12 protein-coding genes are annotated in these 12,499 nt (G+C 59.1%); 8 read left to right on the plus strand and 4 right to left on the minus strand.

Going from position 1 to position 12,499, the window contains the following annotated elements; translation table 11 throughout:
* The first annotated feature begins 16 nt into the window (after positions 1-16).
* Positions 17-502: a glutathione peroxidase gene (locus V8Z78_RS14340; RefSeq protein WP_012840289.1), complete on the plus strand. Its 486-nt coding sequence runs from the start codon at positions 17-19 to the stop codon at positions 500-502.
* 66 nt (positions 503-568) lie between these two features.
* Here V8Z78_RS14340 and V8Z78_RS14345 read toward each other — a convergent pair whose 3' ends face one another.
* The gene (locus V8Z78_RS14345) at positions 569-1,480 is read right to left on the minus strand and encodes a LysR family transcriptional regulator (RefSeq protein WP_080944381.1); all 912 of its coding nucleotides are present in this window, start codon (positions 1,478-1,480) and stop codon (positions 569-571) included.
* Positions 1,481-1,611: 131 nt separating this feature from the next.
* Here V8Z78_RS14345 and V8Z78_RS14350 point away from each other — a divergent pair, with 131 nt between their 5' ends.
* The 3 genes from V8Z78_RS14350 to ycaC all read left to right on the plus strand — a co-directional run bounded on the left by V8Z78_RS14350 (position 1,612) and on the right by ycaC (position 3,986).
* Complete coding sequence (locus V8Z78_RS14350; RefSeq protein WP_179627365.1) at positions 1,612-2,532, plus strand: pirin family protein; 921 nt, start codon at positions 1,612-1,614, stop codon at positions 2,530-2,532.
* Positions 2,533-2,622: 90 nt separating this feature from the next.
* Positions 2,623-3,318: an isochorismatase family protein gene (locus V8Z78_RS14355; protein WP_003066964.1), complete on the plus strand. Its 696-nt coding sequence runs from the start codon at positions 2,623-2,625 to the stop codon at positions 3,316-3,318.
* Between the two features lie 38 nt (positions 3,319-3,356).
* Complete coding sequence (ycaC, locus tag V8Z78_RS14360) at positions 3,357-3,986, plus strand: isochorismate family cysteine hydrolase YcaC (protein ID WP_057094054.1); 630 nt, start codon at positions 3,357-3,359, stop codon at positions 3,984-3,986.
* Positions 3,987-4,089: 103 nt separating this feature from the next.
* On the opposite strand, the gene V8Z78_RS14365 is transcribed toward ycaC, so the two are convergent.
* A complete protein-coding gene (locus V8Z78_RS14365; protein WP_046460502.1) occupies positions 4,090-4,488 on the minus strand; it encodes a winged helix-turn-helix transcriptional regulator in 399 nt (132 codons plus the stop codon).
* A 163-nt stretch (positions 4,489-4,651) separates the two neighbouring features.
* Between V8Z78_RS14365 and V8Z78_RS14370 the strand changes: the two genes are divergently transcribed.
* From V8Z78_RS14370 to V8Z78_RS14385, 4 genes are all read left to right on the plus strand, one after another.
* Positions 4,652-5,659: a zinc-dependent alcohol dehydrogenase family protein gene (locus V8Z78_RS14370; protein ID WP_349731584.1), complete on the plus strand. Its 1,008-nt coding sequence runs from the start codon at positions 4,652-4,654 to the stop codon at positions 5,657-5,659.
* 1,079 nt (positions 5,660-6,738) lie between these two features.
* The gene (locus tag V8Z78_RS14375) at positions 6,739-8,547 is read left to right on the plus strand and encodes a DEAD/DEAH box helicase (RefSeq protein WP_349731585.1); all 1,809 of its coding nucleotides are present in this window, start codon (positions 6,739-6,741) and stop codon (positions 8,545-8,547) included.
* Positions 8,548-8,553: 6 nt separating this feature from the next.
* On the plus strand, positions 8,554-9,147 hold the full coding sequence (locus tag V8Z78_RS14380) for a hypothetical protein (RefSeq protein ID WP_145914968.1): 594 nt from the start codon (positions 8,554-8,556) through the stop codon (positions 9,145-9,147).
* Positions 9,148-9,256: 109 nt separating this feature from the next.
* Entirely contained in the window at positions 9,257-9,793 is a 537-nt protein-coding gene (locus V8Z78_RS14385) for a transglycosylase domain-containing protein (protein WP_349731586.1), read from the plus strand.
* 769 nt (positions 9,794-10,562) lie between these two features.
* Here V8Z78_RS14385 and V8Z78_RS14390 read toward each other — a convergent pair.
* Positions 10,563-11,627 (minus strand): sensor histidine kinase, encoded by a 1,065-nt coding sequence (locus V8Z78_RS14390; protein WP_039050325.1) that lies wholly within the window; start codon positions 11,625-11,627, stop codon positions 10,563-10,565.
* Positions 11,620-12,438: a hypothetical protein gene (locus V8Z78_RS14395; RefSeq protein WP_349731587.1), complete on the minus strand. Its 819-nt coding sequence runs from the start codon at positions 12,436-12,438 to the stop codon at positions 11,620-11,622. Before V8Z78_RS14395 ends, V8Z78_RS14390 begins: the two co-directional genes overlap by 8 nt.
* Positions 12,439-12,499 lie beyond the last annotated feature (61 nt).

Genomic DNA, 12,499 nt, shown 5'->3' on the forward strand with positions numbered 1-12,499 from the left:
TTGGCGGGAGAGCAGCATGGCAAACAGTGTTTATGACTTTGAGGCCACCGATATCCAGGGGCGCAGCACTCCTCTGTCGCAGTATCAGGGCAAGGTATTGCTGATCGTGAATACCGCCAGTGCCTGCGGCTTCACGCCCCAGTACAAGGGCTTGCAGGCACTGCACGAGCAATATGCGGACCGGGGCCTGGTGGTGCTGGGCTTTCCCTGCAACCAGTTCGGAGCGCAGGAGAAAGGCTCGGATGACGAGATCGCGAGCTTTTGCGAGCTGAACTTCGGCGTCAGCTTCCCGCTCATGCACAAGATCGAGGTCAACGGCGACGGTGCGCATCCGCTGTACCGCTGGCTCACCTCCGAAGCGCCAGGCGTGCTGGGCACCAAGTCCATCAAATGGAATTTCACCAAATTCCTCGTGGGCCGTGACGGGCAGGTGATACGCCGCTACGCGCCCCAGGACAAGCCCGAGAAGCTGGCAGGCGATATCCAGGCGGCTCTGGGTTGATACTGCTGTTATCGTTTCGATAGCTGACGGCGATTACCCAGTAAGTGCTGGAGGCGGTTTTGATGTTCAGTCTTCCGACAAGGTCTTGAAGGACTGGGCCAGATGGTCGAGCAGCGCGCGTACGGCGGGCAGCTGACCGCGACGCGAGGCGTAGACGGCGTGGATGATTTCGGGGCGCGGTTCCCAGCCCGGCAGCACCTGCACCAGCGTGCCGCTGCGCAGGTCTTCGCGCACGAACATGCTGGGCAGCTGGACCACCCCGGCGCCCAGCAGAGCCGCATCGCGCAGGGCCAGCATGGACTGCGTCACCAGCCGCGGCTGGTGCCTGACCTCGGCGCGCACGGCCTCGGGTCCGTGCAGCACCCAGCGGTGGGTTTCCTGCAGGCCGCCCATATCCAGGCTGGGCCAGGCCGACAGATCCATGGGTCCGCCGGGCTGACCCAGTCGCTGCAGCAGCTCGGGGGCGGCCACCAGGCATTGCCGGCGCTCGGCAAGCGTGCGCAGCACCAGGTCGCTGTCCTGCAGCGGCGGCGGGCGCACGCGCAGGGCCAGATCCAACCCCTCGCCAATCACGTCCACGCGCCGATTGGTCTCGTCCACCTGCAGCTCCACGCGCGGATACAGGCGCATGAATTCGCCCAGCATGCGGCCCACGCGTGAGGCCAGCAAGGCCACGGGGCAGCTCATGCGCACCTTGCCGCAGGGCTCGGAATGCACCAGCGCCACGGACTCCTCGGCGGCCTCGGCCTCGGTCAGCATGGCGCGGCAGTGCTGGTAGTAGCGCTTGCCCACCTCGGTCACGGCAAAGCTGCGCGTGGAACGCAGCAGCAACTGCGCGCCCAGGCGCTCTTCGAGCAGGGCCACGCGGCGGCTGAGCTTGGACTTGGGCAGGCCCAGTGCGCGGCCTGCGGGTGCGAATCCGCCGTGCTCCACCACCTGGGCGAAGTAGTAGAGCTCGTTGAGATCGGGCAGTTTCATCGTTTTAAAAATAGAACTCTGAGACTGAATATTGTGGACTACTCAAGTCATCGTTCCAAATTCATACTTTCTCCATGTTCAACGCCTGCGACATCCACAGGGACCGCAGGCCAGCCGCAAGGAGAAATGTCATGCTCAAGAAAATCCTGGGTGTCTACGAAGCTCCCCGTCCCCACTGGGTGGGCGATGGCTTTCCCGTGCGCTCGCTGTTCAGCTATGGCGACCACGGCAAGGCCCTGAGCCCCTTTCTGCTGCTGGATCATGCAGGCCCTCAGAACTTCACGCCCACCACGGCACGGCGCGGCGTGGGCACGCATCCGCACCGCGGCTTCGAGACCGTGACCATCGTCTACGAGGGTGAAGTGGCCCACCGCGACTCCACCGGTGCCGGTGGCACCATCGGCCCCGGCGACGTGCAGTGGATGACGGCGGCCTCGGGCATCCTGCACGAGGAGTACCACTCCGAAGCCTTTGCCAAGAGCGGCGGCCCGCTGGAGATGGTGCAGCTGTGGGTCAACCTGCCGGCCAGGGACAAGATGTCCGCCCCCGGCTACCAGACCCTGTTGAATGCCGACATCCCGCAGGTCGCACTGCCAGGCGGTGCGGGTCATCTGCGTGTCATTGCCGGTGACTACCTTGGCAGCAAGGGGACCGCCTATCGCGGCCCGGCGAAGACCTTCACGCCTATCGATGTCTGGGATGTGAGGCTGAGCGCCGGAGCAGCCACCGAGCTGCAGGCCCGGGCCGGCCGCACGCTGGCGCTGGTGGTGCTGCACGGCACGCTGCTGGTCAACGGACAGGAGATTGCCCGCGCCGGACAGCTGGTGCATATGGATCGCGCTGCGGACAGCGTGCATCTGGAAGCCAACAGCGACGTCACGCTGCTGTGGCTGTCAGGCGAACCGATTGACGAGCCCGTGGTCGGCTACGGCCCCTTCGTTATGAACAGCGACGAGGAAATCCAGCAGGCGCTGGAGGACTTCCGCAGCGGCCAGTTCGGCCGCATTCCGGCAGCCGAGCGCCATGCGCCCACGGCCGTGCTGAACCACTGAGCCCTCAGTGCCACCCGTATCCCCGGCCCTGCAGCGATGCGGCCGGGGAGCGAGACCTCTCCCTTCGCTCCCAACTCCAAGGAGACTTCCATGAGCATCCAGACCGCAGCCATCCCCGCCAATTTCAACGGTGCCAAGCCCGTGATTGATCCCGACAACGTGGCCATGCTGCTGATCGACCACCAGAGCGGCCTGTTCCAGACCGTGCAGGACATGCCGTTCACCACGCTGCGCCGTCTGGCCAGCACGCTGGCCAAGATCGCTTCGCTGGCCAAGATCCCCGTGATCACCACAGCCTCCGTGCCTCAGGGCCCCAACGGCCCGCTGATTCCCGAAATCCACCAGAACGCGCCTCACGCCACCTACGTGGCGCGCAAGGGCGAGATCAATGCCTGGGACAACGAAGACTTCGTCAAGGCCGTCAAGGCCACGGGCAAGAAGCAGCTCATCATCGCCGGCACCATCACCAGCGTCTGCATGGCCTTTCCCTCCATCGCTGCCGTGGCCGATGGCTACCAGGTGTTTGCTGTCATCGATGCGTCGGGCACCTACTCCAAGATGGCCGAGGAAATCACCCTGGCCCGCATGCTGCAGGCCGGCGTGGTGCCCATAGACACCGCGGCCGTTGCCTCGGAGCTGCAAAAGACCTGGAACCGCGAAGACGCGGCCGAATGGGCACAGGCCTATACCGGCATCTTCCCCAACTACCAGCTGCTGATCGAAAGCTACGCCAAGGCGCAGGAAGTGGTACAGAACCACGAAGTGCTGGATTCCCAGCGCGTTTGATTTTCCTCACCCCACCACTACCTCTGAAGGAGACCGTCATGAGCAACAAACCCTATATCCGCCTCGACAAGGACAACGCTGCCGTGCTGCTGGTGGACCACCAGACCGGCCTGCTGTCCCTGGTGCGCGATATCGACCCCGACAAGTTCAAGAACAATGTGCTGGCCCTGGCCGATATGGCCGAGTACTTCAAGCTGCCGACCATCCTGACCACCAGCTTCGAGAACGGCCCCAACGGCCCGCTGGTGCCCGAACTCAAGGAAAAATTCCCCACCGCCCCCTATATCGCGCGTCCCGGCCAGATCAATGCCTGGGACAACGAGGACTTCGTCAAGGCCGTCAAGGCCACGGGCAAGAAGCAGCTCATCGTCGCCGGCGTGGTGACCGAGGTCTGCGTTGCCTTCCCGGTTTTGTCGGCCCTGGCTGAAGGTTTTGAAGTGTTCGTCATTGCCGATGCCTCGGGCACCTTCAACAGCATGACCCAGCAGGCTGCCTGGAGCCGTATGGAGCAGGCCGGAGCCCAGCTCATGACCTGGTTCGGCGCGGCCTGCGAGCTGCACCGCGACTGGCGCAACGATATCGAGGGCTTGGGGACTCTGTTCTCCAACCATATCCCCGACTATCGCAACCTGATCAACAGCTACACCACGCTGACCGCAGGCAAGTAAGCCATGCAGTTTTAGAACAAAGCCCGCAAGCTTTTGCAGCCTGCGGGCTTTTTGCTGTTGATTTATTGGAATTGATAGCTGCTGACGTTTGATGGATAGGCGTTCAAGCCTGCTTCTGCTTCAAGTCTGGCAGGCAGCTTGCGCTGCTCTGATCTGCGTCATGCATGGGCTCGGCCTGAGCAAAGTTCTTGCTGTATGCGATGCCCCAGTTGCGCATGGCGATCAGCACCGGCTGCAGGCTGCGGCCCAGCTCGGTCAGCGCATAGTCCACACGCGGCGGCACTTCGGCATACACCGTGCGCTCGACAATGCCGGCCTCTTCCAGCTCGCGCAGCTGCAGCGTCAGCATGCGCTGGGTGATGCCGCCGATGATGCGGCCCAGCTCGCCAAAGCGCTTTTTGCCGGGCAGCAGATGGAACAGGATGACGGGCTTCCAGGTGCCGCCCATCACCGACAGCGTCACCTCCACGGCGCAGCCGCTCTTGCTGTTCAATCGTTTCATGATCACCTCGCTGCAGTTCCGGACTGCAAGCATCGTAGCGCCAGCCAGCGCCCATGCATTACTTACATTTTTAATACTACCCAACAAATATGTTGGTACTGGTGGTGGATGCGCATTGACGGCACCATGCAAAGCATCTGTTTCACCTCTTGAGGAGCACTCCATGAAAGTCATGCAACTGGCCGCCCCCGGCGGTTTCGAACATCTGAAGCTTGTCGACCTGCCTGCACCTGCGGCACCCGCCGCCGGCGAGATCCAGGTACGCATTCACGCCAGCTCGCTCAACTACCACGACCTGGGTGTGGTGCGCCGCCCCGGCGCGGCGGCCGACGGCCGCATCCCCATGGCCGACGGTGCTGGCCTGGTCACGGCCGTGGGCGCTGGCGTGACGGAATTTGCCGTGGGCGATGCCGTCGTCTCCACCTTCTTTCCGCAATGGCTGTCGGGCCGCCATGTGCCCTCCGACTTCCAGCTCGTGCCCGGCGACGGCGTGGACGGCTTTGCACGCGAATTCGTGAACCTGCCCGCCACCAGCTTTACCCATGCCCCCGAGGGCTGGAGCCATGCCGAGGCCGCCACGCTGACCACGGCCGGCCTCACGGCCTGGCGCGCGCTGGTGGTGGACGGCCATCTCAAGGCCGGCGACACCGTGCTGGTGCTGGGCACGGGCGGCGTCTCCATCTTTGCACTGCAGATGGCCAAGAGCATGGGCGCCACCGTCATCGCCACCACCTCCAGCGCGGCCAAGGCCGAGCAGCTCAAGGCATTGGGGGCCGATCTGGTGATCAATTACAAGGAGCAGCCCGAATGGGGCGACGCCGTGCTGGCCGCCACCGGCGGTCGCGGTGCCGACATCGTGGTCGAGGTCGGCGGCCCTGGCACCCTGCCCCAGTCCATTCGCGCCTGCGCCGTGGGCGGCCATATCGCACTGATCGGCGTGCTGACCGGTTTTGCGGGTGCCGTGCCCACGGTGGAGATGATGCGCAAGCAGCAAACCCTCAAGGGCCTGATCGTCGGCAGCCGCGAGCAGCAACAGGACATGGTGCGTGCGCTGGAGAACTTCGGCTGGAAGCCCGTGATCGACAGCCGCTATCCGCTGGAGCAGATGGTGGCGGCTTTCGAGCATCAGGCAGCGGGCAAGCATTTCGGCAAGATCTGCCTCGAATATTGATGGCTGCTGGCGCTTTGTGCGCCTGAGTTTGAGGATGATGGGGCATGTGGTTCCTGCGGGGCCACATGCCTTTCTTTTTGATAGCTGTTGGCGCTTGATCTGCCTTGGGGAAAGGCTGATTTGGCTTGAGTTTTTGTTCCGGGGACATGCCTTGTCGGCGGACAGAAAGCGGGTCTCGGCCCGCCAGCCGACCTACTTTCTTCCGCAAGAAAGTAGGCAAAGAGCCGGCCCCTACTGCCCACGCCCCTTCGCTTCGCTACAGGCAACCTGCGCCGTCAACCTCTTGTGGCTGTGCGGCAAAACTCGCTGCGTGCTTGCAGCACTCCGCTCAAACACGTTGCCGCAAGTCAGAGCACGATGCGCCTGCACTCTGCGGTGCAGACGCCAGCCTCAAGAGGCCGCCGTCGCAGGCGTGGGCACAAGGGGCGAGATACCGAAAGATAGCTTCCATCAAATTTGATAGCTGCAACCGCAATTTTTGATTGGGCCAGAAGCCAATTTCTTCATAACTCTTGCAGGCCGCCCGCTCCCACCCGTGTGTCTGCGCCTGCGGCACGCGGTTCGGGCTGCGGGCATTGGCACCGCAGAGTGCCAATGCATCGTGAACAAATTTGCGGCAACCTGTTTGAGCGGCGCGCGTAGCGCAAAGCGAGTTTTGCCGCACCGCAGCCTGAATGGCGTGACGCAGGTTTGCCCGTAGCGAAGCGCAGGGACGCAGACAGTCGGGGCGTGTTCTTTTGCCTTCTTTGCTTGCACGAGCAAGAAAAGAAGGTCGCCCGCCGGGGCGAAATCCCGGCCTCTGTCGTGTACGACAACATTGAATCTATTTTGATAGCCACCAGCGCTTGACTCGATTGAGCTAGAGCCTGATTTAGCTTGAATTCTCTGTTTTGACGACACAGAGAAAAACCGCCCATTCCGAATATCAGCTCGCAACCGATACTCGAAATAAACCCAAGCCTGCATTGAAGCCAACGTGAGCGACAGCTTTAATCGGTTTTGCAAGATTCAGAAAGGCTTCATCGGATATAAATACCTCCATTCCTGAAACAAGAAGATACAAGTAAGAGGTGGAGGCAATGGCGGTATTAATTCCCGCGCTTGGAAGCTGCGCGGGGCGTATGACCAGCGGTGAAAAACGTTTGGCCGAGCGTTTGCAGCAAAAACTCGAAGATGATTATTTGCTGTGGTGGGATGTGCCAATTGGTCCCAAGCAGACGCGGCCCGATTTTGTGGTGGTCCATCCGCGCCGGGGTGCGCTGATTCTGGAAACCAAGGATTGGCATCTGGAAACCATTCGCAAGGCCACGCGCGAATATTTCGAAATTCTCGACAGCAGCAGCGGCCAGCCCAAGGTGGTGATGAGCCCGCTGCAGCAGGCGCGCCACTGCGCGATTCAGGTCATCAATGCACTGGAGCGCGATCCGCAACTGGTGCAGGGCGATGGCGATCACAAAGGCAAGCTGGCTTTTCCCTGGGGCCACGGCGTGGTCTTCACGCGCATCACGCGCAAACAGTTCGATGCGGCGGGTCTGGGTGACGCACTGCCCGGCCATCTGGTCATCTGCCAGGACGAAATGGTCGAAGCCGTGGACGCAGAAGCCTTCCAGCTGCGACTTTGGGATATGTTCCCGCACAGCTTTGGTCGCGCCATCAGCCTGCCGCAGCTCGACCGCATTCGCTGGATTCTGTTTCCCGAAGTGCGCGTGCCCCAGCAGCAAAAACTGTTTGGCGATGATGCCGGTCAGGACGAGGAAGAGCTGCCCGACATCATGCGGGTCATGGATCTGCAGCAGGAGCAGCTGGCACGCAGCCTGGGCGATGGTCACCGCGTCATCCACGGCGTGGCAGGCTCGGGCAAGACCATGATCCTTGGCTACCGCGCCGAGCATCTGGCCCAGACGCAAGGGCCGGGTAGCAAGCCGATTCTGGTGCTCTGCTACAACGAGCCGCTGGGCGTGAAGCTGGCGGCCAGCATGGAGGCCAAAGGTCTGGCCGACCGTGTGCATGTCGTGCATTGGGACAAATGGACGCGTGCCCAGCTCACTACCTACAACCTCTACACCCCGGACCTTGACCGCTTGCATGTGAGCCAGAAGATGGCTGAGTTTGCGCAGCGCGTCATCAAAGGCGTGGACGACAAACATATTCCCGCAGGCCAGTACCACGCCGTGTTGATCGACGAAGGTCATGACTTTGCGCCCGAATGGCTGAAGCTCGTCACGCAGATGGTGGACCCGAGCACCAACAGCCTGCTGCTGCTCTATGACGACGCGCAAAGCATTTACGACCGCGGCCAAAAGCGCAACTTCAGCCTCAAAAGCGTGGGCATACAGGCGTCCGGCCGCACCACCATTCTCAAGATCAACTACCGCAACACGCGCCAGATTTTGCAGCTGGCTCACCGCGTGGCCGGCGACATGCTCACGCCCGAGGATGCAAAGGACGAAGACGGCATCCCCCTGCTCAAACCGCTGAGCTGCGGTCGTGAAGGCCCCGAGCCCATCGTCATCGACCTGCCCACCCTGCCCGAACGCGCGGCCCGCGTGGCCGAACTCCTGGCCGACCAGCATGCGCAAGGCCATGCCTGGGGCGAGATGGCTGTGCTCTGCCGCCACAAGGATGAACTGTGGGTGTGTTCAGACGCTTTGCGTCGCAAAGGTTTGCCGCATAAGGTGCGTGAGCGCTCCGGCCAGTTCAAGCCCGCAGAAGACTCCATCAAGGTTATGACTATGCATTCCAGCAAGGGGCTGGAATGGCCGGTGGTGGCGGTGGTGACTTCGGACGAAGAGCGCAAGGCGCGGGATGTGAAAAAGGATTCTGTGCTAGAAGCTCGGTTAGTTTATGTGGCTTCGACGCGGGCGATAAATAAAATGGTTTATTTGTAAATGCTAATGGAATTTATTTCTGAAATAAACAAGAATAATCTACTATATTCTGTAATCGCCAATATATTGGCTGCAATAGTAGTTGCGTTTATATTTTTTCTGTTGAAGGACGTGTTTTTTAAGTTTCCAGAGTTTAATGGAAGATATTACTTGAAATTAATTGTTGAGGAGACTGATTACAATCCATACAGAGAAATGGAAATGCATTTCTTAATGTATTTCTCATCATCTAATGGAGAGTTAATTGGCGGTGGCGAACGAATATATGAGGATTCGTCTCGCGGTATGAAAGTGGAGCATGTCATTCATTATTCTGGTTCCTCAAAAATTCCGATTGATGTAAGTGGTCGAATAATTAAAAGAATATTTGGAAATGATACGTTGAATGCTTTCTGTAAAGCGAGTTCAAAAGCTAGAGTCTCCAGTATGGTCGTTTCTTTTGATATTCCGCCGCGATGTGAACGGAGTGATTCTGAAATTTTCGAAGGAAGGTTTAGCTGGAGTGTTTCTAATAAAACTGGAGCTGCATATTTGAGTAAAAATAAGTTTTATCAGAGGCCTGCTACAGATTTTAAAAATGAGAAGCCTTCTATCACCTAGGCTTAAGCCATTATTAGTGTTATTTTTCTATTTTTTTCCAAGCTTTATTTTATATATCGTTGGGAAATTTTTTCTGAGATTCAATTCAAGATTTCAAATAGATTTTGAATTGGTTTCAATTAATATAAATGAGTCAAAAATATTCGATTTAAAAAACAATGGAATAAAAGAGTTGATTTTTGCTGAGGATCATAGGTATTTATTTCATTTCGGTGTGGATTTTGTTGCCATGGCTAGGGCAATATACTCAACCAAGGTGAATAAAAAATTTCAAGGTGCAAGCACAATAGAGCAACAATTGGTGAGAGTTATTTCTGCCAGATATGAAAAGAGCTTGAAGCGAAAAATCCGAGAGCAAATTCTTGCAGTATTAATTTCGAGAAATTTTAAAAAATATGAAATTGCCCAGTGTTATTTAATTAATGCTTATATGGGACATAAAAGAAAAGGGATGTTTCAAGCGCTTGATCGTAATAATTTTGGTCTTGAGTCAGATAAATTTTATTTAATTGCTGCATTGCTTAAATATCCTCATCCGATGGAAATAAGTGAGAAATGGACCGAGAAGATAAGCTATAGGATTTTATATATAAAAAATAGAGAGTTGAAGTACTCGAACTATCTCAAGGCGCAAATTGAAAGATAGATTGCCTGCGGAGCTCAATTTAGACCACCGGGCGGGTCTTGGCCCGCCAGCCGACCTACTTTCTGTGGCCAGAAAGTAGGCAAAGAGACGGCCCCTGCTGCCCACGACCCCTTCGCTGCGGGGCAACCTGCGATGTCAAGCTCTTGGGGCTGTACGGCAAAACTCGCTGCGCGCTTGCAGCGCTTCGCTCAAACACGTTGCCATAAAAGTGATGACGATGCAGTTGCACTCTGCGGTGCAACTGCCAGCCCCAAGAACTTGCCGTCGCAGGCGTGGGCAAAAGGAGCGATACCGAATGCGGACAGTCAGATAGTTTTTTTGTATTTTTGATAGCTGCTGCCGCAATCTAGGTAAGCGCTAAAGGCCAATTTCGTCATAACTCTCGCAGGCCGTCCGCTCCCGCATTCCCCCGTGTGTCTGCGCCTGCGGCACGCGGTTCGGGCTGCGGGCAACGCTGCCGGAGGACAGCGTTGCATCGTGCTCTGGCTTGCCGCCGCTTGTCTGAGCGAAGCGGCGTGCCGCGCAGCGAGTTGGGCGGCAGAGCAGACTGAATGGCGTGACGCAGGTTTGCCCGTAGCGAAGCGCAGGGACGCAGACAGTCGGGGCGTGTTCTTTTGCCTTCTTTGCTTGCACGAGCAAGAAAAGAAGGTCGCCCGCCGGGGCGAAATCCCGGCCTCTGTCGCCAGCAACGCAGCAAGTGGTGAATTCAGCGCAGTTGGAAATGGATAGTCGCAAGCGCTTACCGCATAAGCACTACAGCCCAGAAGCCTCAATCCTCAGAACCCAACACCACCCTCGCCGTCAAAGCAGTCCGCCCCGGCGACGATTCAATCCCCAGCAGTCCGCCGACCCGCGCAATGCGCACCGCCATGGAGCGCATGCCAACGCCCAGACCCGATGCATCCACGGCCTGCACATCGAAGCCTACGCCGTCGTCCTCGATCTCCAGCAGCAGCTCCTCTGCCTGTGGCTGCACCAGGGACAGGCGCACATGACGGGCCTGGCTGTGCTTGATGACATTGGTCAGCGCCTCTTCGATCAGCCGGGTCAGAGCCAGGTATTGCAGCGCATTGGGCGGCTGGCTCCAGCTCTGCGGAAACTGCCAGTCGCAGCGAACACCCAGGGCCTCGAACAGATCGTTGAAGCGGCGGCGCAAGGGGGCCAGCCATTCCTGTGGAGTGGCTGGCACGCGTACCTGGGCCGAGGCGTTGCTGTCTATGCTTTGGCGCAGATCGTTGCGGATGAGCTTGAGCATGGACAGCACCTGGGGCCGGGTCATGGCATCGCTGCCCTGCTCGACGGAAGCAATCATATGGACCAGCTCGCCGCCCAGGCCGTCGTGCAGGTCGTGGGTCAGGCGCAGGCGTTCCTGCAGGCGCGCGTTGGAGAGCTTCTGGGCCTCCAGCTCGGCGCGCAAATGCTCGGATTTTTTCTGCTCGGTGATGTCGAAGGTGAAGCCGATCAGCGCTGTGGGCTGGCCCTGTTCGTCGCAGAGCACATGCACGACCTCCTTGACCCAGACAAAGCGGTTGTCGCTGGTCAGCGCCCGGTACTCGGCCTCGTGATCCACACCCGCCAGGCACAGCTCCACGCAGCGCGAGACGGTTTGCTCGCGCTCGTCGGGGTGGATGCGTTCGGCCCAGTCGTTCACGGTCTCCCAGCTCTCGGGGCTCCAGCCCAGCAGATCAGCGATCTGCGGGCCGATATAGCTGTATTTCTTCGTGGTCCAGTCAATCTTGAACGGAATCGCCAGGGTGGATTCCAGCAGCGTCTGGTAGAGGCCGTTGTCCGTGTCGGGTTCAAGGGTGCGCAGGCGGGGGCGGGCTTCAAGCATGGGACGCTCCTGTCAGATCGAGAAGAGGGTGGGTGGTGGGCAGCTCGTTCCAGAACCAGTAGAAATAGCCGCCTTCGGTCTGCAGCAGGGTCTGGGTTTTGACGCTGGATCGCTCTATCCCGCGCCAGCAGGCCAGGGCTGAATTGCGGTTGCCGTGCAGATCCAGGCAAGTCTGTCCGGGAAGATTGGGTCGGGGAGGCACATACAAGGCCATGCCACGCGGCAGCCAGAGGTCGGCGAGACAGATTTTCTGCTGCTCAGGCCAGTACTTTCCCACCGAAATCACCAGCGGCAGGTGCGGGTCGATGGAGGTGAAGACATGCGGGAAATCGTGATGCTCGAGGTCGGTACAGACCTTGCCCAGCAGACGGTAGCCGGTGCCCTCATAGGGCGAGCGGTGCCCGGCAAACATGCCGTACTCATAGTCGACCAGCGAAAGATGTGGTTGGGGGCTGGTGATGCGAACTCCCTGGCCCGGTGCTATCAGCGTCATGCCGAACGCCGCTGCAGTTTGATGCGTGGCGGCAAGGGCTTCGTACTCGACCTTATCGGCCTGGAACTCCAGCCGGGTCTGATTGCCGTACTTGGGGTCGGGGTGGGTGGTGGTCGCAGAAAGGACGCGGTATGCGTTGCCGATGGCGACCTTGGGGTCACTGGCGACAGGCTCAAGCAGCGTCAAGCCTGTGGGCGGCTCCGCGCAATAGTGCGGGAACCCGTGGATATTGCAGAAAAACGGTGTCTGCGACAGATCGACCGACGTCGGCGCATCTTCTGTGATGAACAGCACGGGATCAAAAAACTCTTGCGCCATTGCCTGTCACTTCAAGGTGATTGATAGCAGAGATCGTTGCCCTGTGCGGAGGTACGGCACC

Source organism: Comamonas sp. wu1-DMT, from assembly GCF_040187805.1.
In the GTDB taxonomy this organism is placed as follows: Bacteria; Pseudomonadota; Gammaproteobacteria; order Burkholderiales; family Burkholderiaceae_C; genus Comamonas; species Comamonas thiooxydans.

Coding starts and splice junctions, on each gene's coding strand:
- V8Z78_RS14340 (WP_012840289.1), top strand. CDS start 17: ATGGCAAACAGTGTTTATGACTTTGAGGCCACCGATATCCAGGGGCGC.
- V8Z78_RS14345 (WP_080944381.1), bottom strand. CDS start 1,480: ATGAAACTGCCCGATCTCAACGAGCTCTACTACTTCGCCCAGGTGGTG.
- V8Z78_RS14350 (WP_179627365.1), top strand. CDS start 1,612: ATGCTCAAGAAAATCCTGGGTGTCTACGAAGCTCCCCGTCCCCACTGG.
- V8Z78_RS14355 (WP_003066964.1), top strand. CDS start 2,623: ATGAGCATCCAGACCGCAGCCATCCCCGCCAATTTCAACGGTGCCAAG.
- ycaC (WP_057094054.1), top strand. CDS start 3,357: ATGAGCAACAAACCCTATATCCGCCTCGACAAGGACAACGCTGCCGTG.
- V8Z78_RS14365 (WP_046460502.1), bottom strand. CDS start 4,488: ATGAAACGATTGAACAGCAAGAGCGGCTGCGCCGTGGAGGTGACGCTG.
- V8Z78_RS14370 (WP_349731584.1), top strand. CDS start 4,652: ATGAAAGTCATGCAACTGGCCGCCCCCGGCGGTTTCGAACATCTGAAG.
- V8Z78_RS14375 (WP_349731585.1), top strand. CDS start 6,739: ATGGCGGTATTAATTCCCGCGCTTGGAAGCTGCGCGGGGCGTATGACC.
- V8Z78_RS14380 (WP_145914968.1), top strand. CDS start 8,554: ATGGAATTTATTTCTGAAATAAACAAGAATAATCTACTATATTCTGTA.
- V8Z78_RS14390 (WP_039050325.1), bottom strand. CDS start 11,627: ATGCTTGAAGCCCGCCCCCGCCTGCGCACCCTTGAACCCGACACGGAC.
- V8Z78_RS14395 (WP_349731587.1), bottom strand. CDS start 12,438: ATGGCGCAAGAGTTTTTTGATCCCGTGCTGTTCATCACAGAAGATGCG.